The sequence below is a fragment of the Streptomyces sp. NPDC057877 genome, assembly GCF_042796855.1.
Classification (GTDB): domain Bacteria; phylum Actinomycetota; class Actinomycetes; order Streptomycetales; family Streptomycetaceae; genus Streptomyces.
The window spans coordinates 161,974-188,863 of record NZ_JBHVMS010000006.1; the positions used below are offsets into that span (position 1 = coordinate 161,974).

Annotated in this window: 25 protein-coding genes and 3 pseudogenes; 14 read left to right on the forward strand and 14 right to left on the reverse strand. The window is 68.3% G+C overall.

Annotation, left to right across the window (positions count from 1 at the left end; translation table 11 throughout):
• Window positions 1–39 precede the first annotated feature (39 nt).
• The gene (locus tag ACFVQG_RS19300; RefSeq protein ID WP_097878907.1) at window positions 40–216 is read left to right on the forward strand and encodes a DUF6104 family protein; all 177 of its coding nucleotides are present in this window, start codon (window positions 40–42) and stop codon (window positions 214–216) included.
• A gap of 4 nt (window positions 217–220) precedes the next feature.
• On the opposite strand, the gene ACFVQG_RS19305 is transcribed toward ACFVQG_RS19300, so the two are convergent.
• On the reverse strand, window positions 221–1,042 hold the full coding sequence (locus tag ACFVQG_RS19305; RefSeq protein ID WP_383384257.1) for a hypothetical protein: 822 nt from the start codon (window positions 1,040–1,042) through the stop codon (window positions 221–223).
• 162 nt (window positions 1,043–1,204) lie between these two features.
• Here ACFVQG_RS19305 and ACFVQG_RS19310 point away from each other — a divergent pair, with 162 nt between their 5' ends.
• Window positions 1,205–2,158, forward strand: coding sequence for a DUF4097 domain-containing protein (locus ACFVQG_RS19310; RefSeq protein ID WP_383384260.1), 954 nt, complete (start codon window positions 1,205–1,207; stop codon window positions 2,156–2,158).
• 1 nt (window position 2,159) lies between these two features.
• Window positions 2,160–3,188: a helix-turn-helix transcriptional regulator gene (locus ACFVQG_RS19315; protein WP_383384263.1), complete on the forward strand. Its 1,029-nt coding sequence runs from the start codon at window positions 2,160–2,162 to the stop codon at window positions 3,186–3,188.
• 33 nt (window positions 3,189–3,221) lie between these two features.
• Here ACFVQG_RS19315 and ACFVQG_RS19320 read toward each other — a convergent pair whose 3' ends face one another.
• The 4 genes from ACFVQG_RS19320 to ACFVQG_RS19335 all read right to left on the reverse strand — a co-directional run bounded on the left by ACFVQG_RS19320 (window position 3,222) and on the right by ACFVQG_RS19335 (window position 6,638).
• A complete protein-coding gene (locus ACFVQG_RS19320) occupies window positions 3,222–3,806 on the reverse strand; it encodes a Clp protease N-terminal domain-containing protein (protein WP_383385542.1) in 585 nt (194 codons plus the stop codon).
• Complete coding sequence (locus tag ACFVQG_RS19325) at window positions 3,806–4,015, reverse strand: helix-turn-helix domain-containing protein (protein ID WP_003997975.1); 210 nt, start codon at window positions 4,013–4,015, stop codon at window positions 3,806–3,808. Before ACFVQG_RS19325 ends, ACFVQG_RS19320 begins: the two co-directional genes overlap by 1 nt.
• A gap of 112 nt (window positions 4,016–4,127) precedes the next feature.
• Window positions 4,128–5,093 carry a zinc-binding dehydrogenase gene (locus ACFVQG_RS19330; protein ID WP_383384266.1) on the reverse strand — a complete coding sequence of 322 codons (966 nt, stop codon included), beginning with the start codon at window positions 5,091–5,093 and terminating at the stop codon, window positions 4,128–4,130.
• Between the two features lie 315 nt (window positions 5,094–5,408).
• Window positions 5,409–6,638: an NADP-dependent malic enzyme gene (locus tag ACFVQG_RS19335; protein ID WP_383384269.1), complete on the reverse strand. Its 1,230-nt coding sequence runs from the start codon at window positions 6,636–6,638 to the stop codon at window positions 5,409–5,411.
• 566 nt (window positions 6,639–7,204) lie between these two features.
• On the opposite strand from ACFVQG_RS19335, the gene ACFVQG_RS19340 reads away from it, so the two are divergent.
• From ACFVQG_RS19340 to ACFVQG_RS19350, 3 genes are read left to right on the forward strand one after another with little or no spacing between them, the layout of a single operon-like run.
• Window positions 7,205–8,170, forward strand: a complete 966-nt coding sequence (locus ACFVQG_RS19340) for an ABC transporter substrate-binding protein (protein WP_383384272.1) — start codon at window positions 7,205–7,207, stop codon at window positions 8,168–8,170.
• A 43-nt stretch (window positions 8,171–8,213) separates the two neighbouring features.
• Window positions 8,214–9,152 carry an amino acid ABC transporter permease gene (locus ACFVQG_RS19345; RefSeq protein ID WP_383384275.1) on the forward strand — a complete coding sequence of 313 codons (939 nt, stop codon included), beginning with the start codon at window positions 8,214–8,216 and terminating at the stop codon, window positions 9,150–9,152.
• Window positions 9,149–9,937 carry an amino acid ABC transporter ATP-binding protein gene (locus ACFVQG_RS19350; protein WP_383384278.1) on the forward strand — a complete coding sequence of 263 codons (789 nt, stop codon included), beginning with the start codon at window positions 9,149–9,151 and terminating at the stop codon, window positions 9,935–9,937. Before ACFVQG_RS19345 ends, ACFVQG_RS19350 begins: the two co-directional genes overlap by 4 nt.
• A 140-nt stretch (window positions 9,938–10,077) precedes the next feature.
• On the opposite strand, the gene ACFVQG_RS19355 is transcribed toward ACFVQG_RS19350, so the two are convergent.
• The 3 genes from ACFVQG_RS19355 to ACFVQG_RS19365 all read right to left on the reverse strand — a co-directional run bounded on the left by ACFVQG_RS19355 (window position 10,078) and on the right by ACFVQG_RS19365 (window position 12,194).
• Complete coding sequence (locus tag ACFVQG_RS19355) at window positions 10,078–10,851, reverse strand: hypothetical protein (RefSeq protein WP_383384281.1); 774 nt, start codon at window positions 10,849–10,851, stop codon at window positions 10,078–10,080.
• Window positions 10,848–11,336, reverse strand: coding sequence for a SigE family RNA polymerase sigma factor (locus tag ACFVQG_RS19360; protein ID WP_383384283.1), 489 nt, complete (start codon window positions 11,334–11,336; stop codon window positions 10,848–10,850). The genes ACFVQG_RS19355 and ACFVQG_RS19360 overlap by 4 nt, the downstream gene beginning before the upstream one ends.
• 87 nt (window positions 11,337–11,423) lie before the next feature.
• Window positions 11,424–12,194, reverse strand: a complete 771-nt coding sequence (locus tag ACFVQG_RS19365; RefSeq protein WP_383384286.1) for a class I SAM-dependent methyltransferase — start codon at window positions 12,192–12,194, stop codon at window positions 11,424–11,426.
• A gap of 100 nt (window positions 12,195–12,294) precedes the next feature.
• On the opposite strand from ACFVQG_RS19365, the gene ACFVQG_RS19370 reads away from it, so the two are divergent.
• Window positions 12,295–12,933, forward strand: coding sequence for a CGNR zinc finger domain-containing protein (locus ACFVQG_RS19370; protein ID WP_383384289.1), 639 nt, complete (start codon window positions 12,295–12,297; stop codon window positions 12,931–12,933).
• Here the strand turns inward: ACFVQG_RS19370 and sodX are convergent.
• Window positions 12,828–13,271 (reverse strand): nickel-type superoxide dismutase maturation protease, encoded by a 444-nt coding sequence (gene sodX / locus ACFVQG_RS19375; RefSeq protein WP_383384292.1) that lies wholly within the window; start codon window positions 13,269–13,271, stop codon window positions 12,828–12,830. The genes ACFVQG_RS19370 and sodX overlap by 106 nt on opposite strands.
• Before the next feature lie 144 nt (window positions 13,272–13,415).
• Between sodX and sodN the strand changes: the two genes are divergently transcribed.
• Window positions 13,416–13,811, forward strand: coding sequence for a superoxide dismutase, Ni (sodN, locus tag ACFVQG_RS19380; protein WP_383384295.1), 396 nt, complete (start codon window positions 13,416–13,418; stop codon window positions 13,809–13,811).
• Between the two features lie 7 nt (window positions 13,812–13,818).
• Here sodN and ACFVQG_RS19385 read toward each other — a convergent pair.
• The 5 genes and pseudogenes from ACFVQG_RS19385 to ACFVQG_RS19405 all read right to left on the reverse strand — a co-directional run.
• Window positions 13,819–13,998 (reverse strand): annotated as a pseudogene (locus tag ACFVQG_RS19385) (site-specific integrase); the annotation flags it as partial.
• Between the two features lie 60 nt (window positions 13,999–14,058).
• Window positions 14,059–16,812, reverse strand: coding sequence for a tetratricopeptide repeat protein (locus tag ACFVQG_RS19390; protein ID WP_383384300.1), 2,754 nt, complete (start codon window positions 16,810–16,812; stop codon window positions 14,059–14,061).
• A gap of 989 nt (window positions 16,813–17,801) precedes the next feature.
• Window positions 17,802–18,608 (reverse strand): annotated as a pseudogene (locus ACFVQG_RS19395) (tyrosine-type recombinase/integrase); the annotation flags it as partial.
• A gap of 182 nt (window positions 18,609–18,790) precedes the next feature.
• Complete coding sequence (locus ACFVQG_RS19400) at window positions 18,791–19,609, reverse strand: class I SAM-dependent methyltransferase (protein WP_383384307.1); 819 nt, start codon at window positions 19,607–19,609, stop codon at window positions 18,791–18,793.
• A complete protein-coding gene (locus ACFVQG_RS19405; protein ID WP_383384313.1) occupies window positions 19,606–20,931 on the reverse strand; it encodes an XRE family transcriptional regulator in 1,326 nt (441 codons plus the stop codon). Before ACFVQG_RS19405 ends, ACFVQG_RS19400 begins: the two co-directional genes overlap by 4 nt.
• Before the next feature lie 182 nt (window positions 20,932–21,113).
• Between ACFVQG_RS19405 and ACFVQG_RS19410 the strand changes: the two are divergent.
• The 6 genes and pseudogenes from ACFVQG_RS19410 to ACFVQG_RS19435 form a co-directional block, all read left to right on the forward strand.
• Window positions 21,114–21,371 (forward strand): annotated as a pseudogene (locus ACFVQG_RS19410) (ATP-binding protein); the annotation flags it as partial.
• A 118-nt stretch (window positions 21,372–21,489) separates the two neighbouring features.
• On the forward strand, window positions 21,490–21,966 hold the full coding sequence (locus ACFVQG_RS19415) for a hypothetical protein (RefSeq protein ID WP_383384316.1): 477 nt from the start codon (window positions 21,490–21,492) through the stop codon (window positions 21,964–21,966).
• Between the two features lie 28 nt (window positions 21,967–21,994).
• Window positions 21,995–23,110: a hypothetical protein gene (locus tag ACFVQG_RS19420; RefSeq protein ID WP_383384319.1), complete on the forward strand. Its 1,116-nt coding sequence runs from the start codon at window positions 21,995–21,997 to the stop codon at window positions 23,108–23,110.
• Window positions 23,107–23,466, forward strand: a complete 360-nt coding sequence (locus ACFVQG_RS19425) for an ASCH domain-containing protein (protein WP_383384322.1) — start codon at window positions 23,107–23,109, stop codon at window positions 23,464–23,466. Before ACFVQG_RS19420 ends, ACFVQG_RS19425 begins: the two co-directional genes overlap by 4 nt.
• A 174-nt stretch (window positions 23,467–23,640) precedes the next feature.
• Window positions 23,641–24,663, forward strand: coding sequence for a hypothetical protein (locus ACFVQG_RS19430; protein ID WP_383384325.1), 1,023 nt, complete (start codon window positions 23,641–23,643; stop codon window positions 24,661–24,663).
• Between the two features lie 581 nt (window positions 24,664–25,244).
• Window positions 25,245–26,504 (forward strand): helix-turn-helix domain-containing protein, encoded by a 1,260-nt coding sequence (locus ACFVQG_RS19435; protein WP_383384327.1) that lies wholly within the window; start codon window positions 25,245–25,247, stop codon window positions 26,502–26,504.
• The last annotated feature ends 386 nt before the right edge of the window (window positions 26,505–26,890 follow it).

The window sequence follows — 26,890 nt, forward strand, 5'->3', positions numbered from 1 at the left end:
CCGCAGCACCGTTCCGGAAAAAGCAGGAGAGCAGCCGCCATGTACTTCACCGACCGAGGCATCGAGGAACTGGAGAAGCGGCGCGGCGAGGAAGAGGTCACCTTCGAGTGGCTCGCCGAGCAGTTGCGTACGTTCGTCGACCTGAACCCCGACTTCGAGGTCCCGGTGGAGCGACTGGCGACCTGGCTGGCGCGGCTGGACGACGAGGACGAATAGGCGGTCAGTCGGGCGGGTGGGTGAGGGCGTAGCCGAGGGCGAGCGTGCCCTGGGTGAGGAGGAGCGCGCCCGCCGCCGTCCAGCCGCCGCTGTGGCGCCGCAGGCCCCAGAGCGTGAGCGGGAGGCCCACGGCGATCTGGGCGAGCGCGAGGACCCGCGCCCTGGGGTCGCGTGACCAGGGCAGACAGGGGCTCATGTCCACCTCGCGCAGTTCCGTACGGACGGCGGCGCGCCAGCCGGACCACTCGATCCGCCGGGTGTCGCGGCGTTCCGCGACCGCCTCGCGCAGCCGGTCGGCGGGGTCGCCGGGAACCAGACCGGCGGGCAGGGTGACTCCCGCGCGCGTGAGGACCGCGACCAGGCCGTGCAGGCGGGCACGGGCGTCCGCCTCGGCGTCGGGCTCGGCCAGCCGGTCGAGGGACTCCATGTCCATGACGGGGTCCAGTCCGAGCCGGGCGGCGAAGGTGCGCATCGCCTCGTCCTCCCCGGCCGGGGTGCCGTCCGCTAGCCAGACGTAGCCGACGGGGCGGCGGAAGCCGGACACCAGGGTGTATCCGGCGCGGTCGGCGTCCCACCACAGGGCGAGCACCGGCCATGGGGCGCCGACGGCGAGGGCGGTGGCCCAGCCGGTGAGGACGCGGTCGACGGGTTCCGCGCCGGACAGCCAGGGCCCGCCCTCGGGGACGAGCACGCTCCACTCCTCGCCCGCCGGAGTCAGCAGCACGTTCTCGCGCAGCAGATGCGCGACGGGGACGACGGCGCCGGGCTCGGCCCGGCACAGCAGCAGGGCCCCCGGAGAGGGACGGGCGGAGTCTTCCGTCGGCATGCTCACACGCTAGGGCAATTTGTCCCGGTTCACGTGGCGAGAAGTCACCCACGGGGCGACGCGGGTCACCGAAACGAGTGTCTTGACTTCCGTCGCCCGCGATATATCGTGAATTGCACGAGACGCGATATGGCGCGTCGCGTCGCCCGTGGAGGTCTTCCCATGTCCGAGTGGTCCGTCACCGAGCCGAGCAAGCTCACCTTCGACGCACCCGTGAGCGAACTCCACGTACGCATCGTCAACGGAACGGTGAACGTGGTGGGCACGGAAGAAGTTTCCGCCCGCCTGGAGGTCTCCGATATCGACGGCCCACCCCTGCTGGTCACCCAGCGGGACGGCGTCCTGACGGTGGCGTACGAGGACCTGCCCTGGAAGGGCTTCCTCAAATGGCTCGACCGCAAGGGCTGGCGCCGCAGCGCCGTGGTCTCCCTGGCCGTTCCGGCGCGCACCCACGTCGAGGTGGGCGTCGTGGGCGCGGCGGCCGTCGTCTCGGGGATCGAGGGCAGGGCGGACGTGAAGGGAGTCTCCGGGGACACGACCCTGGTCGGTCTCGCCGGGCCGGTGCGGGCGGACACCGTCTCCGGGAATCTGGAGGCCCAGGCCCTCACCGGAGACCTGCGGTTCAACTCCGTCTCCGGTGACCTGACCGTCGTGGAGGCGGGCTCCTCCGTGCGGGCCGACTCGGTGAGCGGCTCGATGATCATCGACATCGACCCGGCGAGCCGCCCCACGGACATCAGCCTCAACAACGTCTCGGGTGAGATCGCCATCCGCCTCCCCCACCCGGCCGACACCAAGGTGGAGGCGAACACCGCGAGCGGCACCGTCTCCAATGCCTTCGAGGACCTCCGCGTCAACGGCCAGTGGGGCGCCAAGCGCATCACCGGCAGGCTGGGCGCGGGCAGCGGCAGACTGAGGGCCACCACCGTCTCCGGCTCGATCGCCCTGCTGCGCCGCCCGCAGTCGGACGACGGGGTGTGGGACGTGGATCCGGACGACAGCCCACAGCAGAATCCACAGCAGGACCCGCGGGGGAACTTGGATGCCGCGGCGGGCGGGGACACCCCCTCGACCAGCGACCCGGCCGACGGCACGACCGACAAGAAGGTGCTCTGACATGGCCCCCGTCTTCGCTCACGGCCGCCTGCGGCTCTACCTGCTGAAGCTGCTGGACGAGGCTCCGCGCCACGGCTACGAGGTGATCCGCCTCCTGGAGGAGCGCTTCCAGGGGCTGTACGCCCCGTCGGCGGGCACCGTCTACCCCCGGCTGGCCAAGCTGGAGGCCGAGGGCCTGGTCACCCACACCACGGAGGGCGGTCGCAAGGTCTACGCCATCACGGACGCGGGCCGCGCCGAACTGGCCGACCGCAGCGGCGAGCTGGCCGACCTGGAGCTGGAGATCCGCGAGTCGGTCGCCGAACTCGCCGCCGAGATCCGCGCCGACGTCCGCGGCGCCGCGGGCGACCTGCGGCGCGAGATGCGCGCCGCCGCCACCGCCGCCCGCCGCACCGGCGGCACCGAGGACACCGCGGACGCCCTCGGCGACAAGGAGGCCTGGCGCACCGCCAAGGAGGAGATGCGCCGCGCCAAGCAGGAGTGGAAGGACCAGGCCCGGCGCGCCAAGGACGAGAGCCGCCGGGCCCGCGAGGAGGCCCAGCGGGCCCGCCGCCAGGCCAAGGAGGCCCAGGACCAGGCCCGTGCCCTGGCCCAGGAGGGCATCCAGCGCATCGCCCGGCGGGTCCAGGAGCAGGTGCAGGACCACTTCGCCCGCGGCGACTGGCCGACGGGCATGCGGGAGGGCCTGACCGAACTGGCCAAGGAGTTCGGCGAGTTCGGCCTGGACTTCGGCAAGGACCTGGGCCACGACTTCGGTTTCGGCCGCGGCACCAAGCCCGGCCAGGAGCCGGAGTACTCACAGACCCCGGAGGACTTCCCCGCCGACTACCAGCCCTCCTGGGCCCACGACGACCTCTCCACCGGCGACCCGGCCCGCGATCTGGACCGCCTGCTCGACCGCTTCCGCGACGACATCCGCGACGCGGCCCGGGACCACGGCGTCACCTCCGACCAGCTCCGCGACGCCCGCCGTCACTTGTCCTCAGCGGCGGCCCACATCGGAGCCCTGCTGCGGACGCCGAAGCCCTAGCGGACGGACGGAGAGGTGAAGACACCGGGGCGCTCACCCCGCCTTCGCCTCTCCCCCGCCGTACAGCACCCGCGTCACCGACTCATGGGTCACCCCATGGTCGGCGAGCACCTCGGAGGCCACACCCGGGCGGGTCGTGAGGGCGAGCAGCAGATGCTCGTCGCCGATATGGCGGTCACCATGTGCCAGCGCCATGCGCAGGGAGTTCTCCAGCACCTTCTTGGCATCGCGGCTGAAGGGCCGGTGCCCGCCCCACCAGCCCTTGCCCTTCCCGCTGCCCCCGGAGGCGGCGGGATCACCGGCCATCGCGCCGACCCCGTGCGCCTCCTCCACCCGGGAGACGATCGCCGACACGTCGATGCCCAGCCCGGCCAGCGCCTCGGCGTCGGCCTGCGACAGCCCGGCCCGCCGCCGCGCCTCCGCCAGCGCCCCGGCCACCGACTCCCGCCGCCCGGCCAGCCCCAGCGAGGTCAGCGCGAAGGACCCCCGGCTTCCCTCCCGGTCCAGCAGGGCGAGCAGCAGATGCTCGGCCTCCACCACCCGGGACCGCGACCGTTCGCAGTGTTCGACGGCCCCCTTCACCACGGCCCGGGCGTCCTTCGTGAACCGTTCGAACATCATCGCCTCCCGTATTTCTTGTGTACGGCCTGCCTGCTCACTCCGAGTTCCGCGGCGATCTCCTGCCACGACCAGCCCTGATTGCGCGCACTGCGCACCTGCACGGCTTCCAACTGCTCCAGCAGCCTCCGCAGCGCGGCGACGGCCCGCAGCCCGACCCGGGGGTCGCGGTCGCCCGCGCGCTCGGCGAGATCCGTTGCTTCGGTCATGACGTCAACCTACGTTGACAGACTTCTCAAGTCAACCGGAGTTGACACCACGCCCAAAAGGACGACCGGCCCGGAGCCCCGGACCGGCCGCCAACCGCCGACGTCAGACCACTCAGTCGTTCTGCAGCACGATCTTCCCGAACTGCTCCCCCGCGGCCATCCGCTCAAAGCCCTCCCGCGCCCGGTCCATCGGCAGCACCTCGTCGATGACGGGCCGCACCCCGGTCGCGGCACAGAAGGCGAGCAGATCCTCCAGCTCGTCCTTGGTGCCCATGGTCGACCCGACGACCTTCAGCTCCAGGAAGAAGATCCGGGTCAGTTCGGCGTGCGAGGGCCGGTCACCGCTGGTGGCGCCGGAGATCACGAGCGTGCCGCCGGGCCGCAGCGACTTCACGGAGTGCGACCAGGTCGCCGCGCCCACCGTCTCGATCACGGCGTCCACCCGCTGCGGCAGCCGCGCGCCCGACTCCACCGCCTCCACGGCCCCCAGCTCCAGCGCCCGCTTGCGCTTGGCCTCGTCCCGGCTGGTCGCGAAGACCCGCAGCCCCGCCGCCTTGCCGAGCACGATGGCGGCCGTGGCGACGCCGCCCCCGGCCCCCTGCACCAGCACGGAGTCCCCGGGCCGCACTCCGGCGTTGGTGAACAGCATCCGGTACGCCGTCAGCCACGCCGTCGGCAGACAGGCGGCCTCCTCGAAGGACAGTTCCTTGGGCTTCGGCAGCACGTTCCACGTGGGTACGGCGACCCGCTCGGCGAACGTCCCCTGATAGCGCTCGGTCAGGATCGAACGCGGCTCCTTGGGGCCGACCCCATGACCGGTCTGCCCGATGACGGAGTGCAGGACGACCTCGTTGCCGTCCTCGTCGACCCCGGCGGCGTCACAGCCGAGGATCATCGGCAGCCGGTCCTCGGGCAGACCGACGCCACGCAGGGACCAGAGGTCATGGTGGTTGAGGGAGGCGGCGCGAACATCGACGGTGCTCCAGCCGGGACGGCCCTCGGGGGCGGGCCGCTCCCCCAACTCCAGGCCGTTCAGCGGCTGGTCACGGTCGATACGGGCGGCGTAGACGGCAAACATGTTCCCGACCCTAGGCCGCGAAGCCGACCAGCGAAACCGGTGGCCACTGTGAGACACACCCTCTTGCGCAACCCACCCCAGGGCGCGGGGCTCTGGTGATACGCGGCTCCGCCGCACGGGCGCGACCAGCCCCCACCCACCCGCACCCCGCGCCCCACACCCGCACCCGCACCCGCACCCGCCATCGAGCCCGCACCCGAGCCCGCACCCGCACCCGCACCCGCACCCGCCATCGAACCCAAACCACCCGATCGGCCCCGCACCCAACGAAAAACGGCCCCGCCTCCAGAAGGAGACAGGGCCGTCAACACAACCTCACCGCCGAGCGACACCCTCCGCCCGAGCCGCCGCGGCAACCGCCGCGGTGACCGCCGGAGCGACCCGCTCGTCGAACGGCGAGGGAATGACGTAGTCAGCCGCGAGATCGTCCCCGACGACCCCCGCCAGCGCCTCCGCCGCCGCGAGCTTCATGCCCTCGGTGATCCGGGACGCCCGCACCTGCAGCGCGCCCGCGAAGATCCCCGGGAAGGCCAGCACGTTGTTGATCTGGTTGGGGAAGTCCGACCGGCCGGTGGCCACGACCGCCGCGTACTTGTGCGCGACGTCGGGGTGCACCTCCGGGTTCGGGTTGGCCATGGCGAACACGAACGCGCCCTCGGCCATGGAGGCGACCGCCGCCTCCGGGACCGTACCGCCGGAGACGCCGATGAACACGTCGGCGCCCGCGAGGGCGTCCTCCAGGGAGCCGGAGAGCCCGGCCTTGTTGGTGAAACCGGCCAGTTCCCGCTTGACCGGCGTCAGGTCCTGTCGGTCGGCGGAGACGACGCCCTTGCGGTCGGCGACCGCCACGTCCCCGATCCCGGCCTCGATCAGCATCCTGGCGATGGCGACACCGGCGGCCCCGGCACCCGAGATGACGGCGCGCAGTTCGCCGAGGGCACGGCCGCTGAGCCGGGCGGCGTTGCGCAGCGCGGCCAGGGTGACCACGGCGGTGCCGTGCTGGTCGTCGTGGAAGACCGGGATGTCCAGCTCCTCCTGGAGCCGACGCTCGATCTCGAAGCACCGGGGTGCCGAGATGTCCTCCAGGTTCACACCGCCGAAGGAGGGTGCGAGGCGCACCACGGTCTCGACGATCTCGTCGACGTCCGTGCAGTTCAGCGCGATCGGGACCGCGTCCACGCCGCCGAACTGCTTGAAGAGGATGGCCTTGCCCTCCATCACGGGGAGGGAGGCCTCGGGTCCGATGTCGCCGAGCCCGAGCACCGCCGTACCGTCCGTCACGACGGCGACCACCGACGACTTCCAGGTGTAGTCGTGGACCAGCTCGGGCTGCTCGGCGATCGCGGTGCACACTTTCGCGACGCCGGGCGTGTACGCCAGGGACAGGTCGTCCTTGTCGCGGACCGGCACGGTGGCCTGCACGGCCATCTTGCCGCCGCGGTGCAGAGCGAACGCCGGGTCGAAGGAATCGAGGGGCTCGGCCCCGCCGTCCTGGTCCGTACCGGCGTCGCTGTCGCTGCGAGGATTGACGATCTCCGCTGCCACTTCGTTTTACCCCTTAAGTATTTATAGGTTGAGGGTTGACCACTCCTGGTGAGGGGTGGGCGGGCACCGCGTACTCCCTGACCCCCGGCACGTTTGGGGGCCTGACGGGTATTACGCGACGGGCGCGCCGCACACGCGCCCTGAGCCCCGGATGAGGGGTGTAAAGAACCTTCTTACCGGACGGACCGCGCCGAGGACGAGTCCATAACGCGAGGGTCACACGGCGGAGACATGACTCTTCCCACGAAATCAGGACAAGCACTGGACAAAGCTTCGACTAGCACTCAAGCCAGGCGAAAGGCGAAGGATCGAGCTTCCAGATCCTGAGATACGGCGAAGATCTTCCTGCCGGAAGCGCAGATTCCCGCAGAAGGTCCGGTCGTGATGTACCGGATGATGCGGTTCGGGGGTCACCCGTTATCCGATTTTGACATAGCGCATCGCCTGAATGGTTCAGTCCGAATGGCAAGATGCGGTAATCACACAAGGTCGCGACACTCGAAGGCGTGTGTTCTCGTCGACCAAGACCCATCGGCAACTCCACCCATCCGCCGGAGGAACCCACCATGACCGCAAGCTCCACCCGTCGTACGACCGCCGCGCGCTCCCGGCTGGCAGCGGTCGGCTCGATCGCGGTCGCAGGCGCCCTGCTTCTCACCGGCTGCGGTGACCAGACCGAAGGCGGCGGCTCGGACAACGAGACCGAGACCGCCACCCAGAGCGCGGCCCCGCTGGCCGACAAGCTCCCCCAGTCGATCCGGGACAAGGGTGTCATCCGGGTCGGCTCGGACATCGCCTACGCCCCGGTCGAGTTCAAGGACGAGTCCGGCAAGACGGTCGGCATCGACCCCGACCTCGCGGACGCCATGGGCAAGCAGCTCGGCGTGAAGTTCGAGTTCGAGAACGGCACCTTCGACACCCTGCTCACCGGCCTGCGCTCCAACCGCTACGACATCGCCATGTCCGCGATGACCGACACCAAGGAGCGCCAGGAGGGCATCGACTCCGAGACCGGCAAGAAGGTCGGTGAAGGCGTCGACTTCGTGGACTACTTCACCGCCGGTGTCTCGATTTACACCAAGAAGGGCGACGACCAGGGCATCAAGACCTGGTCCGACCTGTGCGGCAAGAAGCTCGTGGTGCAGCGCGGCACGGTCTCCGAGGACCTCGCCAAGGACGAGGCCAAGAAGTGCCCGAGCGGCAAGAAGCTCACCATCGAGGCCTTCGACAACGACCAGCAGGCCCAGACCCGCCTGCGCGCGGGCGGCGCCGACGCCGGTTCCTCGGACTTCCCGGTCGCCGCGTACGCCGTGAAGACCTCCGGCGGCGGCAACGACTTCGAGCTGGTCGGCGAGCAGGTCGAGGCCGCGCCGTACGGCATCGCGGTCGCCAAGGACCAGGCCGAGCTGCGCGACGCGATCAAGGCCGCGATGGACGCGGTCATCGAGAGCGGCGAGTACACCAAGGTCCTGGAGAAGTGGGGCGTCACCGAGGGCGCCGTGGACGAGGCCGTCGTCAACGGCGGCAAGTGACCGCTCGGCACGTCCGGCCAGCGGCCACTGAAAGGCAACACCCGTGACTGTTGACATCGACAAGACGACGGGCCCGGCCGACACGCCCCCGGCCGGTCCGGAGGCCATCAAGGCCATCCCGGTCCGGCACTACGGGCGCTATGTGTCCGCCGTCGTCGCGCTCGCCCTGCTGGGCGGGATCATCTACGCGTTCTCCCAGGGCAGGATCAACTGGGGCGCGATCCCGGACTACTTCTTCAACGACCGTGTCCTCAGCGGTGTCGGCAAGACGCTGCTGATCACCGTGCTGGCCATGCTGATCGGCGTGGTCGGCGGCATCATGCTCGCGGTGATGCGGCTCTCGAAGAACCCGGTGACCAGCGCGATCGCGTGGTTCTACATCTGGTTCTTCCGCGGTACGCCGGTGCTGGTGCAGCTCGTGGTCTGGTTCAACCTGGGCCTGGTCTTCGAGTACATCAACCTCGGGCCGTTCTACCAGGACGAGTGGTCGGACTTCATGACCCCGTTCCTGACCGCGCTGCTCGGCCTCGGTCTCAACGAGGCCGCGTACATGGCGGAGATCTGCCGCGCCGGTCTGCTCTCGGTCGACGAGGGCCAGACCGAGGCGTCGCACGCGCTGGGCATGAGTCACGCCAAGACGCTGCGCCGGATCGTCGTCCCGCAGGCGATGCGCGTGATCGTGCCGCCGACGGGCAACGAGGTCATCAACATGCTGAAGACGACCTCGCTGGTGTCGGTCGTCCAGTACTCCGAGCTGTTCCGGGTCGCCCAGGACATCGGCCAGACCTCCGGCGCCCCGGCCGAGATGCTGTTCCTCGCCGCCGCCTGGTACCTCGTACTGACGTCGGTCTTCAGCGTCGGCCAGTACTACCTGGAGCGCTACTACGCCCGCGGCTCCACCCGCCAGCTGCCGCCCACCCCGTGGCAGAAGATCAGGAAGAACGTCCTCTCCCTGTCGAACCGGAAGGGAGCGGCGGCATGACCGAGAAGACCGAGAAGACCACGACCGTACCCATGGTCAAGTCGGAGGGCGTCCACAAGTCCTTCGGCCCGGTCGAGGTCCTCAAGGGCATCGACCTGGAGGTGAAGTCCGGCGAGGTGTTCTGCCTCATCGGCCCCTCCGGCTCCGGCAAGTCGACCTTCCTGCGGTGCATCAACCACCTGGAGAAGATCAACGCCGGGCGGCTGTACGTGGACGGCGAGCTGGTCGGCTACCGCCAGAAGGGCGACAGGCTCTACGAGCTGAAGGACAGCGAGGTCGCGCTGAAGCGCCGGGACATCGGCATGGTCTTCCAGCGCTTCAACCTGTTCCCGCACATGACGTCCGTGGAGAACGTCATGGAGGCCCCGATCCAGGTCAAGGGCGTCAGCCGCGGCCAGGCCCGGGAGCGGGCGATGGAGCTGCTGGAGCGCGTGGGCCTGGGCGACAAGGCCCGGAACTACCCCTCGCAGCTCTCCGGCGGCCAGCAGCAGCGCGTCGCCATCGCGCGGGCCCTCGCCATGGACCCGAAGCTGATGCTCTTCGACGAGCCCACCTCGGCCCTGGACCCGGAGCTGGTCGGTGACGTCCTCGACGTCATGCGCGACCTCGCCGAGTCCGGCATGACGATGGTCGTCGTCACCCACGAGATGGGCTTCGCCCGCGAGGTCGGCGACAGCCTGGTCTTCATGGACGGCGGCGTGGTCGTCGAGTCCGGCAACCCGCGCGACGTCCTGACCGACCCGCAGCACGAGCGGACGAAGTCGTTCCTGTCCAAGGTGCTGTAGCGGTACGACGGTGAAGTCCAAGGTGCCGTAGCGGTACGACGGGGAAGTCCAGGGTGCCGTAGCGGTACGACGGGGAAGTCCAGGGTGCCGTAGCGGTACGACGGGGAAGGGGCGGTACGGAATCCCGTACCGCCCCTTTCTCATGCCCCCTCTTGCGGCCGCAGCTCCGGCCGCAGCGCCAGCTCCCGCAACTGCGGGCGGCTCAGCGGATAGTCCGCCAGCAGCGGGCCCGGGGAGCCGGTGCCGAGGTAGCCGGTGATGTCGCGCAGGCGCAGCGCGCTGCCGTCCGGCATGCGCAGGCTCGCCTCCAGGCTGGGGCCCCAGTTGGGGTGGGTGCCCGGGTCGTCGAGGTTGCCGCTGTCCTCCCAGAGGGAGAGCCGCGTGCCGTCGGGGAGCCTCTCGGTCGTGCAGTTCTTCCTGTAGGGGTGCTCCGAGGAGCGCGCGCAGGGGTCGGACGCCGCCCGCTTCAGCTCCGCCTGCCGGGCGCTGACGACCCCCACGGTGAGGTACCCGACACCGCCGTCCCGCTCGACGGCGTAGTCACCGTCGTAGGGCCCCACGTCCTTGGGCGGCTCGGCCTGCGGCTCCCTCTTGACGAGCCGCAGCAGCGACACCTCCTTGACGTCGCCGATCCCCTTCGGCAGCAGCTCGGTGAAGCCGTCGGCGCCGGTGGACCGCACGCCGCCGGTCGGCGACGCGGCCACGCCGCCCTGCCCGCCGCCCGAGAGGGCACCCGTGCCCAGTACGAGCCCTACGGCCGCCACCGCCGCCACCGTGCCGGTGACCGCCGCCCGCCGCCGCCACCGCAGCCGGGCCGCCCGCTCGAACACGCCGTCGGTCCCCAGCCCCGTGGGCACCGGCACGCCGTCGACGGCCCTGGCGAGCAGCCCCCGTACCTCTTCGGTCTCGTTCATACGTGTTCCTCCCGCACCGCGGCCCTCAGTGCCGCGAGTCCCCGCGCCGTGTGGCTCTTGACCGTGCTCTCCCGCATGCCGAGCAGTTCGGCGGTGGCGGCCACGCTGAGGTCCTCCCAGTAGCGCAGCACCAGCACCGCCCGCTGCTTGGGCGGGAGCCGTCCGAGAGCGGCCCGCACCATCAGCCCGGTGTCGCTGTCCACCGACAGCCCCGGCACGTCCGGCACCTCGCCGTAGGCGTGCTCACGCCGCCAGAACCGGCGGCGCGCCGAGATGAAGGTGTTGACCAGCGTCTTGCGCGTATAGGCCTCGATGTTCTCCAGCCGCCCGTGCCTGCGCGCGCCGAGGACGACGTTCACCAGCGTCGTCTGGACGAGGTCCTCCGCCTCGTCGCGATTGCCGCACAGCAGATAGGCGCTGCGGAACAGCGCCGTACGTCTGCCCTCGACGAAGGCATGTAGAGCCGCGTCTGCGCCCCGGGTCATCCCTCCCCTTCCCCGGCCCACCGGGTTACGGACCGTCTCACCCCTCCAGTGCGGTGGGGGCCGGGGCGGGACGCGGCACGGCGGGAACTACTTGAGGGCGAGCAGGAGGGTGTCCGAGGGCGAGCACCACACCGGGCGCGCCTCCTCGAACCCCTTCTCGCGCAGCACGCGCGCGTGCCAGGCCGCGGAGGGGAGTTCGCCGTCGGCGTGGGAGCCGTAGATCTCGAAGCGGCGGGCGGTGGGCTCGGCGAGTACGGGGTCCTCGGCGGCCAGCCGCCACCACTCGGCCCAGTCGAGGGCGCCGTCGCGCACGGCCTGGTCCCTGCGGGCGTGCCGCAGCGCGGACTCGGCGGCGTTGATGCGCGGGGTGGTGTCGTCGGCCATGTGGTCGGCGTTCAGGAAGACCCCGCCGTACCGGACGAGTTCGGCGAGCTGCCCGTACAGCCCCGCGAGCGGCTCACGGCGCAGCCAGTGCAGGGCGGTGGCCGTGAGGACGGCGTCGTACGTGTCGTGCGGCAGCCGCGCGGTCCACTCCGGGTCCCGCAGGTCGGCTGCTACGAGGGTGACGCGGTCGTCCCCGGCGAAGGTGCCGCGGGCGATGGTGAGCAGCGCGGGGTCGAGGTCGACGCCGGTGCTGGTGGCACCGGGGAACCGGGCCAGCAGCCGGGCCGTGATGCTGCCGGTGCCGCAGGCGAGGTCGAGGACGCGGGGTGCGGTGCCGACGCAGGCCTCGACCATGTCGAGCATGATCCGGAAGCGCTCCTCGCGGTCCGGCATGTACCACTCCTGCTGCCGGTCCCAGCTCTCCTGCCAGGCACCCCAGTCCGCGCCCAGGGATTCCGTCCTCGTGTCCGTCATCGCCGCCCCCTGTTCCCGCCCCTGCGTAATACCCTGGAATCACGATCAGCCATTACTCGACCGTCCGCACGACCATAGCCCACCCCCGTAAGGACCACAAGTGGAACTGGCCTATTACTCGGACTACGCCGTACGCCTGGTCAACAGCGAGGAGCCCGTACGCGGCAAGGACGCGCTGACCTCGGTCGCGGCCGTCCGCGACCTGTTCGGCGGCAACCAGTCGGCGGCCCGCCGGGCCACCGACGCGGACGTGACACGGTTCCGCGCGGTACGGGCCAGGCTGCGCGCGGTCTTCGAGGCGGCGGACGGGGGCGACGAGACCCTGGCGGTCGACCTGCTGAACTCCCTCCTGCTGGAGTTCCCGGTCAGCCCCCAGATCTCCGGCCACGACCACCGCGACGAGGACGGCCGCCCCCTGTGGCACATGCACCTGGCGGACCATCCCTCGAACGCCACCGCGGGCTACGCGGCCATCGCGGCGATGGGGCTGGCCTTCCACCTCACGGAGTACGGCGTGGACCGCCTCGGCCTGTGCGAGGCGGCCCCGTGCCGCAACGCCTACCTGGACACGTCCACCAACCGTTCCCGCCGCTACTGCTCCGACCGCTGCGCCACCCGGGCGAACGTGGCCGCCTACCGCGCCCGCAAACGCCTGGAGGCGGACCGCGCGGACCGGTCGGAGAAGACCGGCCTGGCGGCCGACAGCGCCCAGCGCAGCACGGCCAGCGGCGAACGCTGACCGGGCTTCAACGGCCGGAACCGCAGCCGTACCCGCCCCAGCACCAGCTCATCGGGCACGGCCCCGTAGTCGGTGCTGTCCCCACCCGCGTACGGATTGTCGGCCAGCACCCACCACCCGCTCTCCCGCCGCTCGGCCACCCGCTTCACGACCAGCAGATCCTGCTGGAACGGATGCCGCAGCACGATGACATCACCCGGCCTGATCCGGGCCCGGTGCTGCAACACCAGCCGGTCCCCGTGATACAGCGTCGGCACCATCGACGGCCCCGTCACCTCGGCCAGCCCAAACGGCGGGACGCCCCTGCCCCGCTCGCCCTCCGGCGACAACTCCGGCATCCCAGCACCTCCCCGGTCGGATCCTCCACCAGTCTCAGTCTCACCCCGGACTTTTGTCCTAAGCCCAAGGGGGCACTCGCGAAATCCCGTGCCCCAGGGAGTAATGTCCCACCTGAGAAGACGATCACGAGGAAGGAATGCTTCATGCTTTCCCGCCTGTTTGCCCCCACGGTCAAGGTCAGCGCACACTGCGACCTGCCCTGCGGTGTGTACGACCCGGCCCAGGCCCGCATCGAGGCGGAGTCCGTGAAGGCCGTCCAGGAGAAGATGGCCGGCAACGACGACCCGCACTTCCAGGCTCGTGCCACCACCATCAAGGAACAGCGCGCCGAACTGGCCAAGCACCACGTCTCCGTGCTCTGGAGCGACTACTTCAAGCCCCCGCACTTCGAGAAGTACCCCGAGCTGCACCAGTTGGTCAACGACACCCTGAAGGCCCTCTCGGCCGCCAAGGCGTCGACGGACCCGGCGACGGGCCAGAAGGCGCTGGACTACATCGCCCAGATCGACAAGATCTTCTGGGAGACCAAGAAGGCCTGATCTTCGATCATGCCATCTGACCTGCGATTTCCTTGGTTGCAGTGTCTCGGAGTCCGCACCCGGTCCGCATGCCGCCAAGCACGGCGTCCATGACGGTCCGGGTGCGGTCTTCTTCGTCCGGCCACAGGTGCGCGTAGATCCGCAGCGTGATGACGGCGAACGCGTGGCCGAGGACCAGCTGAACCCTTCAGAGGAAGCCCGCCTGGAAATCTCGGCCTCGCCAAGTCGCCCCAGTCTACTGAAGGTCTCACATGGCCTGACTCTTCCAGTGCCGCATCTGACAGAAGGTATCGAAGGCCAAAGGGTGATGCGGCCCCAGGATGCGATACATGTCGGACAGCAGTTCCTCGTACGCGAGGACCGCTCCTGCTGCATCCCCCGCCTGGCCTTGCAGCGCTGCCAAGTTGTGACGGGTGGCAAGGGTATCCGGGTGGTCAGGACCAAGCACCCGAAGCCGATCTGCGAGAAGTTCGGCCTGCGCGGTGCGCGCCCCTGGTACGTCCCCTGCTTCCCCCTTCCAGCCAGCGAGGTTACTGCGGGTCGCAAGAGTGCTCGGATGATCGCCCCCCAGGATTCGAACCTGATCAGCAAGCAGGTCTTCGTAGGCCGTGACAGCAGAAGCCACATGCCCGGCTTGCCCTCGCCTACCAGCGAGATTGTTACGGGTCGCGAGCGTGTCTGGATGATCGCATCCGAGGACTCGCAGTTGATCGTTCAAGAGTTCTTCGGTGGCAGCGATAGCGCCCTGCAGGTCCCCCGCCTCACCCTGCCAGCCAGCAAGATTACTGCGAGTAGCGAGCGTGTCCGGATGGTCGGGACCAAACACCCTCAGCCGATCAGCCAACAACTGCTCGTAAGAGGAAACCGCACTGAAAACGTCTCCCGCCTCCCCTTGCGCCGCAGCAAGATCACTACGAGAAGAAAGGGTGTCCGGATGGTCGGGGCCGAGCACCCGCAACCGATCAGCCAATAGGTCTTCATATGCGCTGCGGGAGCCCACCACGTCACCAACCTCAGCTCGCCAGAAGGCCAGATTTCCGCGAGCGGTGAGGGTACGGGGGTGGTCAGGCCCCAGAACGCGCTCACATTCTGTGAGCAAACCTCCGAAAGCCACGACAGCGCCTGCTGCGTCACCGGCGTATCCCCGCATCGCAGCAAGATTATTGCGAGTGACAAGGGTGTCTAGGTGGTCGGGACCAAGCACCCGAAGGCGATCGGCGAGAAGATCCTCATACGCAGCGACAGCACCAACCACATCCCCCAACTCACCCCGCCAATGAGCAAGCTGGCTGCGAGTAGTGAGAGTGTCCGGGTGGTCAGCGCCAAGCACCCGAAGGCGATCGGCGAGAAGATCCTCGTACCCAGCGACAGCACCAACCACATCTCCCAACTCACCCCGCCAGCCAGCAGCATTGCCGCGGTTTCCAAGAGTTAGGGGATGGTCAGGCCCTAGCACTCGGACTTGGTCTACCAACACCTCCTCTGTTGCGGCCATGGCGCCCGCCACATCACCCATCTCCCCCTTCCAGTAGGCAACTTCGTTGCGGGTTGTGAGTGTGTGAAGGTGGTCAGGCCCGTGCACACGAAGCTGCTCCGTCAGCAATCGCTCGTATGCAGCAAGTGTCTCCGCTACATCGCCAGCCTGTCCCCTCCAGTATGCATTTTCATGGCGGGCGGCAAGCGTGTCAGGATGGTCGAGACCCAGCGCAGTGTGAGCAGCGTTAGCCAAATGCTCGAAATACTCAACCGCGCCCTGGACTTCACCTGATTCTCCTCGGCTTCGACCAAGGCGGAATAGCACAGGGTGAGCCTCGTCTTGCCACAGATAACCCTCACTACTGCCGATGAGAACGTCTGCATTAGCACGCAACAGCAAGGCGAACATTGTGTCACGCTCGGGATCTGGCCATACCTCCATCAAAGCATCAGCACTAGCAGAAACCAGATCGCGGAGATGCGCACGAACATCCTCTTTTTCGCGGATGGCTCGCTGAATCAACTGGTGGACACGGACAGTGTGGCTATTCGGGTCATGATCTAGCAGATTCAGGCGGTGCAAAATTCGGAGGGCATCCTCGGCATCCACATCGTCAACCACTCCACCATCGGATGCGTCCGAATCCTTGGACCCCTCGGCAGAAGCGGCCGAAGCGCGATGCCGACCAAGGAAGGAACGAACCGCGCAAGCGGTTAGGATCTGCTCGGGCACAGCATTGCTATCCAACACTGCGGAGATTTCCATCATGGGCTTCGCCAACCCAAGTGGCCGGCAAGTGTCAGCAAGAGCGAGGGAGATGTCCCACACAGCGTTGACAGTCCGAGTCTGGGCATCGGGCAGGCCACTGATCTCGGGTACAAGGTGAGCCAGTAGACGGGCACGATCAGCCAACAAGGCGCGGTATCTGGAAACTTCACGACCTGTATCCACCAGGTAAGCGGCTGCCTGTGATAGAGCCAGCGGAAGATGCCCCAAGTCGACCGCCAGAGCAGCAACATCGCTGTCGCTGTCTGCGTGTCCAGAGCGTCCTGGTCGGGCAAGGGCCCGGTGTAGATACGCAGCAGACTGGTCTGGTGTGAACATCCCAACTTGCAAAAGCGTGCGATTCTCGGTCGTCCAAGCCGCATCCCGACTACGGCTGGTTACCAGCACCTGCCCCACCGAAACTTCCGGCGGCCATAGCCCGGTGAGCGTGCTAGGCGCTGTTACATCGTCCAGCACTATCAGCCATCGCCGGGTCGTAGTCCCCAACCAAGCCAAGAATTGCTGTGCGGCCTCGTTGGCGTCCAGCCCTGCTGTGCCCCCGGGGATTACTACTTGCGCAGCCAAGACGTAGGCGCCAGCGACCGCTTGCGGGCTAGTCCCATTCACCCACAGCAGCAGCTCAACAGCCTTCGGTACCAATTCATTGCGAGGCAAGGCTTGTTCATCACCGGTGCCAGGTAGAGCGCTTGCGGAAAGAGTTGCGCGTGCGTACTCAGCGGCCAGCTGAGTCTTGCCCACCCCTCCGGCGCCGGTGATGACTTGGCAACGTCCCGTTGTCCTGCCGCCCTCGATTGCCTCGGCGAGCTCCCCAGCCAGTGGCCGGTGCTGGTAATAGCCCGCCTTGGCCGGGATGACCCCAATCAGCACAGGCCAAGACGGCTGAAGCCAGGGTGGAACTTCCTGCACGACCTGGTGCTCAATGTAGGTAACGGAGCTGCCGTCGCCAAGGGCGTTGCCCTTGATGTCCCGCCCAGCGCCAAGTGAGCCATCGCCTCGCACGCTGACCTGAGTCATTTCGGTTTCAGCAGGAATCTGCGAATCGGTACCTGCCTGGACACATGAGGCTTCGTGCAAATTCCTCGCGTCACGATCCGGTCTCCGGCGCCATCGGGGCGGGTTCATCGCACCTCGCTGTCATCGCCGATGGCGTTTCCGCTTATGTCTCCGCCGGCGGCAACCGCGCCCTCGCCGCGCGACTCAACTTCTGGGCCGGGCGTGACCGAATTCGTTTGCGGGGTACCTGGATGAGCCGGAGTGGTTCTAACCTTGCTACGGGCGCCGATGGCATTTCCCGAGATGCTGCCACTTGCCGCTATCGCACCCCGCCCGTACGCCCTCGCGACACCTCCAGCGTTAACGGGTGCCTGAAGCAGCGTGTATGCACTGAGCGCGAGGCCCACCAATGCAGCAACAGCTCCAACGACACTGGCCGTTCTGTCCGCGGTGTCCAGATCCACGAGCACCGCAACCAGCACCAAACCAACTCCGGTCACCCCACACAGCACTGCTACCGCCCACATGACCTTGCGCCTGGTATCCGACACGTGAAGCGCCCCCTCCGTGCTACTTTCCGCCGCGTAGGCAAGCACCGTAGCGCCCACAAGCTGACGGACATGCCGGACTTCCAAGATCCTCTGCCGGACGTCGTCGGAAGATCCAGGTCATCTACTTCCCGGGGTTCATACCCGCCCCGATCTGCTACGCGGCGAAGCAGGCCAGGACTCAAATCACGCCCATTGGCTTGCGATTTCTTTGGTCGTCGCGTCTTCCTCGCCGCTCCGGCTGCGCAGGCCACCAAGCACGGCGTCCATGACGGTCCGGGTGCGGTCTTCTTCGCCCGGCCACAGGTAGGCGTAGATCCGCAGCGTGATGACGGCGGACGCGTGGCCGAGGACCAGTTGAACCTGCTTGACGCTCGCTCCGCCAGCGATGAGGGCGGAGGCGTAGAAGTGACGCAGGTCGTGAGTCACCACGTGCGGGAGCTCGACGGATTTGCGACCTCGCGCTCGGCCGCCTCGTTCTCATCTGATTGGAGCGTCCTGCGAGCGCAGTTGCACTCCGTCTTCCAGCGGCGGTAGTTGAGAGGCTCGCCCTCCTCCATCGTGAACAGCCACTCTCTGGAGGGCCGTTCGGCGAGGTGCCCCAGGAGGGCGTCGATGACCACCTCTCCGACCGGGACGGTGCGTCGGGACTTGACGGTCTTCGGCGGACCGATCTTCCCGGACTGAAGGCGCTGCCGCTCGACGCGAATGGCGCCCGCCTTGAAGTCCACGTCCGACACCTTGAGGCCGAGCGCCTATTCGCAAGCCTGATCCGGCAAGGGTGACGATGGCCGCGCGGATGTACGGCGGCATCACGCGGGCCATGGCCTCGACCTGCGCGACCGTGGGCGGGATGACCTCCTCGTCCGGCATGGGCGGGAGGGTGATCCGGCGGCACGGGCTGGAAGCGATGACCTTGTCCTCGACGGCCGCGGTCATGAGGCGCACGAGGACGTCGTAGACGTTGCGCACGCTGCCGGGGCCGAGCAGGTGCCGAACGCCCCGCCGAAATCCTCAACTGGCGCATCACTGTGCAGCCGAACAGGCGAGCACAGGCAGCTCGCAACCGGAGCAGCCGTATCACCACACCCGTGACGCCCACACCACAACCCACGCCCACGCCGGTGATCGAACGGCCTGCGGAACGCGGCCGACAGCGATAGCCAAATCGGCTCTCAGCGACGGCAGACGAGGATGCCGCCGAGACACCTGACCTCGAAGGCGCCCTTTCGGGCGATGTGATCGGCAAGGATCGTGCGGGCCCGCTCGATCGTGGCCTCGAAGGGCACCTCGTGCTGGTCCGCCCACGCCCGGTACGAGGCCATGTGCGCGATGACGGGCTCGGGGTCGTGGACCGTGATGGTGCCGGGCAGTTCGATCGTCTCCACCCGGCCGAACTCCTCCCGCAGGAAGCCCGGAGCCTTCTCCAGGGAGAAGCGGGCGCTGAGCGAGATGCGGGCCGGGCCGCGTCCGGTGCCGAGGACGTCGCCCGCGGCCCACTGCCACAGGTCGTCGAGTTCGGCCTTGTCCAGGTCGCTGTTGGTGGAGGCGATCACCAGCCCGTCACGGGCCACGACACGGGACAGCTCCCTGACCGCCTGCGGGATGTCCGGGACGTGGTACAGCATGTGCAGCGCCAAGGCGGCATCGACGCTCGCCGTGGCCAACGGCAGGCGGGTGGCATCCGCGACGGCGACAGGGCCGGGCACGTCGGCGAGGATGCCGGGGGCGATGTCCAGGCCGAGCATGGCCAGCTCAGGACGGTCGTCGCGGAGCCGCTGGATGAACTTGCCGTTGCCGCAGCCGACATCGACCACACGCCCACGTACGCCGCTCAGTTGTTCGGCGACGATGCCAGGCAGGTCGTAACGGGGTGTCTGCCACTGGTAGAGCGACTGGCGGGCGGCCAGGTCCCGGTCGCTGTTGTAGGCGCTTCCGGCGAGGCGGCTCCGGTCGGTGACGGCGGCGTCGCGTGCGGCGGACAGTTCGGTCACGTCGGCAGCTCCGGTGAGTGGGCGGCGGGTGAGGCCGCGAGGACGGCCGTGTGCTGGAGTCGGTCGCGTAGGCGGGCGGCCTGCGCGGCTCCACCGTACTGCGGCTCTCCCAGCTCCCGGCCCAGAGCGGTGAGCCGGCGCACGATGCTGGCCGACATGCGCTCGGGCGGGGAGTCAAGGACGAATCCGAGCATCGCCTCGGTGCCGTCCAGGTCGCCCAGGAGCAGGTGACCGCGGGCGAGATCGACATGGGCGGCGAACAGGTCACCGACGGACTGGTCGTCGTCCTCGGCACTGCGGTAGAGCCGGATCGCACTGTCCGCGCTGACAATGGCCTGCTGGACGTGCTCCCTCCCGCCCACGGCCAAGTGGCTCGTGCCCGCGTACGCGAACTGCTTGGCGGCCGGGAAGGCGAAGATGCCCGGCACCTCGTCATGGCCGGGCATTGCCACGCGGGAGCGCTCGGCATCCGCAAGGGCGGCCACCGCGCCCACCCGGTCTCCGACTATGGCCAGCGCACGCGCCTCCAGGCTCGCCAACCGGGCTCCGATGCTGCCGGGAGCCCGATGGTGGCGGCCGGCCTGCGCCAGCCGCGCGGCCTGCTCGTACCGCCCAGTCCAGTAGGCGATCAGGGACTCCACGGCCCGCACCCAGGCCAGCATCCCCTCGTGCCCGGCTGCCTCCGCACACGCCCGAGCGGTACGAGCGTGAGTGGCAGCGGAGTCATAGTCGCCCAGGTCCAAGCAGACGTGCGCGGACAGCCCGCACAGCCGTGAAGCCGCGACGTACAGGTCAGCAGTCTGCCGGGGATGCTGGCGCCCGCGCAGCAACTCGAACGCCCCGTCCCGCAGCCGCTTGATCTCGATGTACAGCTCCATCAGCGGATGGCTGACGTAGGCGCGAGCGAGCCGAGCAACATCGGCCTCCAACTGCTCGACGACGAACTCATCTGCGTTGCGCTGCGCGATGAACCGGGCGAAGTCCGCCGACATCGCCGCGTCCGCCGCCGACATAGCACCTGATCGCGAGGGCGCCGCAGGCCGCGCCGGAACGGTCTCCGCAGCCTTGTCTTTACCCTGGCGGCCCTTGCTGGCCGCAACAGCACGGTCGAGCACTCCGATGTCGACGCCGAACACCTGAGCCAGGTACCTGCGGGTGTACGGAACCGGGATGCGGGCCTCGCGCTCGTAACGCCCAATCTCCTTACCGGTCTTGGCGGCCCGTCCCTCCAGGGCGTTGCATTCGTCGGCCACCCGCTGCTGGGTCCAACCACGCCCAGTGCGCAGCCGGATGAGCAACGCGCCGATCCCCGTGTCGCCCATCCCATCTCCCAGGCGCATGCGAACTCTGGCCCCCATAGTGGCCCCCCGCATGGCCCCCACGCTGGCTCCCGACCCAAACGAGCGACGGTGCTTGGCTGTTGGCCATGCCCAGCAGACTGCCCGACGAGCCGGACACCCTCGCACGGGACCAAGCCCTCGAAGGCGCCGTCGAGCACAAAACGATGCTCTTCGACCGGCGCCGGACCACCCCAGGCGCCGCCCGCTCCTTCGTCGCCGAGACCCTTACCCAATGGGGCCGGACCGAACGCCTCGACGACATCCGCCTGTGCACCTCCGAACTGGCCACCAACGCCGTCCTGCACCGAGCGCCTATGGGTGGTCAGGTTCTGGTCCGCGTCGAACTGCAGGCCACCGCGCTGCGCATCGAGGTGCACGACGGCGGCAACGGCAGACCCGAAAATAGGGAGGCACGGGAGACCGCCGCCGACGGACGCGGCCTGCTGCTCGTGTCCGCAGTCGCCGACCACTGGGGCGTGGAGGAACACCGGGGCCCGGCAAATGCATCTGGGCCGCCTTCCACCACAGCGCGGTGCCCGCATGCTGACGCCTGCCCGTACCGAGTCCGTCACACCGTCCGCCGGTGTGATCGTCTCCCTTGCCACCACCGCATGGTTGGACACCACGCCGACCGGCGCCACTCTGTGCTGCCTCCTTCTGGTGCCCCAACCGCCGCGCAGCTTCTACGAGACGCCAGCCGTCATCGAGCAACGCATGCGCGCGGTCGCCGAGGCTCTGCGCCTCGGCCCCGCCGCCGCGCCCCCGCCGGACATCGGGCCACGCCTGCGTCTGTTCACCCCAACCGAGGTAGCCCTGCGTTTCGACGGAACCCCCTGCCGCAAGCGCATCCCCACCGGCCGCCCCTGGACTCTGCTGCTCGGCCAAGGAACCCCGGCGGCCCTCGTTCTCGGCCTCGACCCACTCTCCCGCAGCGCCGCACCTGCGGAGATCGACTCCTACCTGGACCGCGCCACGCTCCGCCAGCGCCTTCCGTTCGGCCACACCCGATCCGAGTGAACCCCAACCCAACCCAGGGGGACATCCCGTGACGCCCCACCCCGTCTCACCAAACACAGTCCTGGCCAACGCCCTCCACCACACCGAGGACGTTCTGACCCCACGCATCCTGGCCACCCCACCCGAGCGGATCGTGTTGGTCGTCGGCACCCAGATCAACGGCGCCCCGCACATCGGCACCTCACTCGTGCAGTCCCTGGCCTTCGCCATGGCCGCGCGCCTTCGCGACCGCTTCGGCATCCCCACCGAAGTCCTGTTCAGCGCCCTCGACAACGCCCCCTACGAGCTGACCACCGACCCGGTCAGCGGTCACCGCTACCAGCGCGCCTACGCCCAGGCCCTCGGTGACGAGGCTCTGACCGACCTCGTCACCGCCCTCTACCAACCCCTGTTCACCGCTCTGTCCCGGCACCTGGGCATCCCCCACCGGGTCGAGACCTACAGCCATCAGCAGGCCGGCGCGCACTTCCGCCGCACCTGGCTCCGCCTCCTGCCCCGCCTCGACGCCGCCCGCTGGTGGCTCGCCCCTTCCACCGGCACCCCACACCTGCGCGTCCCTTGCCCGCACCCCGGCTGCGGCTGGGCCGAGAAACACGCCGAACGCACCCGCGTCCACCTCACAGCCCGCGAGACCGCAGAAGTGGCTGCCGCCTGCCTTCACCACGGCCCCTACCAGGCGACCATCACCCCGACAGCGGGCGCCTACCTCGACCTGGCCACCCTGTACCGCAACGCGGTCAAGGAACTCTGCCTGTCCAACCCGCACGGCATCCTGCACGTCATGGTCAAAGGCGGCGACTGGGTCTTCGGCTCCCACCTGGTCGACGAGGCCCTCCAGGCCGTCGGCCTCACCCGCGCCCAGCTCCCCGCTCGCCTGTTCTGCCCGCAGGTAGTCACCGACACCGGCGCCAAGCTGTCGAAGTCGCTGATCCGCGAGCACCGTGCGCCATTGCCCGAGGGCACCGCCGCCTGGATGCTCGACACTCGGCAATGGCCCGGCACCGTCGCCGAGTACGCCGAGCAACTGCTGGCCATGACCGATACGTTGCTGTCCGACCCCCGCCACTTCTTCCGCGCGTACTCGGCTTCCGAGATCGGCCGCATGATGACTGCACCAGCCACCAGGAGCGTTCCACCACCATGACCGACACCAGCGCCCGCGTCCGCGAGCTCAACCTCTACCGCCAGTACTTCGACCTCGTCGCCGCAGGCAGCAAGACCATCGAGGTGCGGGTTAAATACCCGCACCTCGCCGACCTGGCCGCAGGTGACGTCATCCGCTTCCGCATCAAGGGCACCGACGAGACGTGTGAGGTCAATGTCAAGCGGGTCACCGAGTACTCCGACTTCGAGGCGCTGCTCGACGGGGAGGGACCAGCGAACATCAACCCGACCGCCACTCGCGAGCAGCAGATCGCCAACATCCGGGCCATCTACCCAGCCGAGAAGGAAGCCCTCGGCGCCCTCGCCATCGAAATCGAACGTACCGCTGGTCACTAGCCCGAAGTCGCCCACCAAACCGGCCAGCGAAGGGGCACAACCGTGACTCCCCAAAGTCGTCCTACCTGCCCTGAAATCCTCCACCGGGTTAGCCGCGACAGCAAACACGGCCCACCGCCGCGCTGATCAAGCAGATCTGCCACGGTTGTCAGTGCTCTGCGCCAGGATCACCACATGAACTTTGACTGGGAGCGCGCGGCCGCGATACAGCGGTCAGTGGTGGGGGGTGTACTCCTGGCCGCGATTGCGGTTTCGGCCTACCGCATACTTGCGTGGACCGCACGTCGGATCCGACCACTGCAGACATGGTGGTCGGCGTGGAACGCGAGAGTCGCAGAAAGGGATATGGCTCCAACAGCTGAGGCTCTGCAACGCCTTGGCCTGGAGGACTTGCCGATTCAGACGTTCCGGGAGGCGGGCAAGAAGACTGCTGCGAGCGTGAAGCTTCGCTACTGGCTGCTGACCTTTCTGATCGGTGCCGGATGCACGGACCTTGTCATGGCAGTGATTAAAACGATCGAGACACGGAAGGTACAGCCGAGCCTGCAGCCATCGGCCCTCCTACTCGCTGCTGTGACGCTACCCCTTCTGATGTGGGCAGCCCGGCGCAACAAAGCCATCGCGGGATACACGCTTCTACTCTCGATCATGGCCGCCATCGAGGCGTGCGACGCTGTGGCCCGCTCGGATACAAGCGACCGGCCACAGGAACTCAGGCATTTGGACGATACCTGCTCCACAGTCCGGCGCTCGCTTCTGCGCGTCCACCGCATCACGAACAGCGTCGGCCGAGGATCTCCACGACAGCGGAACGCCAAGAACCATGCCGCCCTCGTCGTGGCCAAGCTTCAACTGGCCGAGGCACAAGTCGACGCCAAGGGCGATGGAGCGCTTCGCAGCCTGGCCGCACTACTGGCAAAGATCGCGAACAGCTTCGCCGCGGGGAACGTCAGCACGCTCCTGCCCGAGCAAAGCCTGCGCAGCACCACCCCAGTGGTCAATAGAGAAGGGCTTCGACTAATGGCCGTGGTCGTCGCTGCCGTGGTGTCCCTGTGTCTTGGTGTGCTGCTCGGGCTCCCAGCGGGCGTCGACATCGTCCTGGCGGGCAGTACCGCGCTGCTGGCTTCGATGGTGGCGTACGGACCCCGAGCCGCGATAGCCAAGGCGAGCGAGATCATGAGCATTCTCCGGCAGTAGCGAGGCGTCCCTCCTTAGCCCTGCCGATGTGCGTCACCGCACCAGAATCACCCCGCCGTAACCGGCTACCTGACTACCGCAGCAGCCATACCGACTCCACCGCGCGCCCGTGAGTTCAACCTCCACAGCCAGCACTTCGACCTGGTCTAGGCGCCAAGACCACCGAGGTGCGGGTGAAGCATCCGCACCTCGCGGAGGGGGTGCGGCGCAGTTGCGACTCAATCCTGCCGTCCCCGATCCCGAGGAAGGGTCGCAAAGCGTGCGTTCGGTGTGCCACGCCGGGCCACCGCAAGCATGTTGCGCTCGGTGTCCCTCCGCTTCCCTCGGTCGTGGCCTGGAAGCGGGTGCCGAGCAGGTATCCGATCCCGCAGCAACAGGACGCCACCGCGCACCGACGCTGGGCTTGGGACTCCGGGCGATGCAAGCGTGAGCATCGTCGTGGCGCCTACGACCTCCTCGCACACCGCGGGTAAGACTGGCGCAGAAGATGACGTCGCCCAGTGCAGGGGTCCCTATCTGGTGGCCCGAAAGTAGCGAGGAGGTCCGTCCAACAGTCGGCCATACGAGCTTAGAGTGGCGCAATGGCACGTTCATGGACTCGGCTGCACGAGCACCTCGGTCACCGTCCCGGCCCCCTCACATTCGACATGGTCGCTGCCGCCGTAACGGACAAGCTCGCCGAGAGCGACGACCTCGACTGGAAGGAGAAGTTGCCGAGCTTCGCGCCGAAGCCGGGCATCTGGAACGAGTTCGCCAAGGACGTTGCCGCCATGGCAAATACCCGGGGCGGGCTGCTCGTGTACGGCGTCAGCGACCAAATCGACCTGGTCGGCGTCGACCTCGTGTCAGCCGATAAGAAGCAGATGCTCAGCGCCGTACGCAACGGCATTCAGCCCTATGTCTCCGGTGTCGACTTCATTGAGCTGCCAGCCCCAGGCGGCAGCGGCCCGGATATCCTGGTTGTCGACATCCCACCCAGCGAGATGGCCCCGCACTTTCAGTACGGATGGGAACAGAAGGACAAAGATCGGGTCACCTTCAACGCCCCCTTCCGGGTCAACGACGACACCTTCTATATGACCGAGCACCAGGTCGCCCGTGCTTACCAAGAACGGTTCGCCCGCCGGGCCACGGCAGACACGCTCCTTAAAGATCGTCTCGCAGAGGTGACCGAAGTCGTCATGAGTGAGTCCGAGGACTCTCACGCGTGGCTGGTCGTCGCCACCTTGCTCACTCGGCCCGTCCCCCAGCTGGTGCCAGCGCCGACCCGGAGTGAGGCTGCTGAAATTCTTCGGCAGTCGACAGTGTCGGCGGCTCGGATCGGGGGCGCCAGACCTGCGGTCCTCTCCAACCGCCTGGCCGACGATGTACGTGTTGGGTTGCGACGTTGGATTGGCAGCAACTTTCTCGTCCCTGACCGCCGCAGCCGCGGCCGTGGAGCCCTCATCGAGCTGCACCACGACGGGTCTGTCGTCGTCTGCGTCGACGTGAGTACCCACCTGGCCGCTGGCGACGACACCGCAGTGGACACCCTGGTCCTGAGGACCGTCGCCCAGGAAGCACTCGTTCTGGCCGACTTGCACCGCCTCCACCGTGCCCCAGACACTGCTGTCGAGATCACTGCCACGGTAGCGACGACCAGCACTGGTCGACGCCTCGTCCCCTTCGACTACGACTGGGGCCGGATGGAAGTGGTCGAAGGCACCCGCCGCCCGAAGCGCCTGTTGCCCTCCTCCAGTGAACTGGCACCCAACGCCGACGGCGAAGCCTTGCGAGAGTGCGCCCGTGAGGTCGCCAGCGGTCTTCTTCACCAGTTTGGGATGGAACCCGCCGCTGACTGAGTGCGCTGTCGACGGTCGCACGTTCCCGTGACATGCCGATGATTAAGTTGCGAAGCAGCTACAGAGTCCTCAGGGCACAGCAGATCCCCATTTGCTAACCCACGCCCCTCGCAAGACGGACTACCCCACACACGACAGCAACATTTCTTGGGTCCGGCAGTCCGCACCCAGTCCGCAAGACACCCGCTCAAGACCGTCGCCTCCCATCGCCACCAATCGCCAAAAGGCCAGGTCAGCGCCCCGCAGGAAACATCCCCGCAGGCCACCGACCCGGCCCATTACTAGGAGACCAAGAAGGCCTGACCCCGGCCCTCATATTTTCCCACCCGCACCCGGCCCGCTGGCCGCCGAGAACGGCGTCCGTGAGGGTCCGGGTGCGGTTTCGT

Excerpts from the sequence above, each read along its gene's own strand:
- ACFVQG_RS19405 (WP_383384313.1), bottom strand. The coding sequence starts at position 20,931 with ATGGGCGACACGGGGATCGGCGCGTTGCTCATCCGGCTGCGCACTGGG.
- ACFVQG_RS19350 (WP_383384278.1), top strand. The coding sequence starts at position 9,149 with ATGACCGAGAAGACCGAGAAGACCACGACCGTACCCATGGTCAAGTCG.
- ACFVQG_RS19355 (WP_383384281.1), bottom strand. The coding sequence starts at position 10,851 with ATGAACGAGACCGAAGAGGTACGGGGGCTGCTCGCCAGGGCCGTCGAC.
- sodX (WP_383384292.1), bottom strand. The coding sequence starts at position 13,271 with ATGCCGGAGTTGTCGCCGGAGGGCGAGCGGGGCAGGGGCGTCCCGCCG.
- ACFVQG_RS19435 (WP_383384327.1), top strand. The coding sequence starts at position 25,245 with ATGGCACGTTCATGGACTCGGCTGCACGAGCACCTCGGTCACCGTCCC.
- ACFVQG_RS19330 (WP_383384266.1), bottom strand. The coding sequence starts at position 5,093 with ATGTTTGCCGTCTACGCCGCCCGTATCGACCGTGACCAGCCGCTGAAC.
- ACFVQG_RS19320 (WP_383385542.1), bottom strand. The coding sequence starts at position 3,806 with ATGTTCGAACGGTTCACGAAGGACGCCCGGGCCGTGGTGAAGGGGGCC.
- sodN (WP_383384295.1), top strand. The coding sequence starts at position 13,416 with ATGCTTTCCCGCCTGTTTGCCCCCACGGTCAAGGTCAGCGCACACTGC.
- ACFVQG_RS19305 (WP_383384257.1), bottom strand. The coding sequence starts at position 1,042 with ATGCCGACGGAAGACTCCGCCCGTCCCTCTCCGGGGGCCCTGCTGCTG.
- ACFVQG_RS19340 (WP_383384272.1), top strand. The coding sequence starts at position 7,205 with ATGACCGCAAGCTCCACCCGTCGTACGACCGCCGCGCGCTCCCGGCTG.
- ACFVQG_RS19430 (WP_383384325.1), top strand. The coding sequence starts at position 23,641 with ATGAACTTTGACTGGGAGCGCGCGGCCGCGATACAGCGGTCAGTGGTG.
- ACFVQG_RS19360 (WP_383384283.1), bottom strand. The coding sequence starts at position 11,336 with ATGACCCGGGGCGCAGACGCGGCTCTACATGCCTTCGTCGAGGGCAGA.
- ACFVQG_RS19365 (WP_383384286.1), bottom strand. The coding sequence starts at position 12,194 with ATGACGGACACGAGGACGGAATCCCTGGGCGCGGACTGGGGTGCCTGG.
- ACFVQG_RS19415 (WP_383384316.1), top strand. The coding sequence starts at position 21,490 with ATGCTGACGCCTGCCCGTACCGAGTCCGTCACACCGTCCGCCGGTGTG.
- ACFVQG_RS19300 (WP_097878907.1), top strand. The coding sequence starts at position 40 with ATGTACTTCACCGACCGAGGCATCGAGGAACTGGAGAAGCGGCGCGGC.
- ACFVQG_RS19315 (WP_383384263.1), top strand. The coding sequence starts at position 2,160 with ATGGCCCCCGTCTTCGCTCACGGCCGCCTGCGGCTCTACCTGCTGAAG.
- ACFVQG_RS19425 (WP_383384322.1), top strand. The coding sequence starts at position 23,107 with ATGACCGACACCAGCGCCCGCGTCCGCGAGCTCAACCTCTACCGCCAG.
- ACFVQG_RS19310 (WP_383384260.1), top strand. The coding sequence starts at position 1,205 with ATGTCCGAGTGGTCCGTCACCGAGCCGAGCAAGCTCACCTTCGACGCA.
- ACFVQG_RS19325 (WP_003997975.1), bottom strand. The coding sequence starts at position 4,015 with ATGACCGAAGCAACGGATCTCGCCGAGCGCGCGGGCGACCGCGACCCC.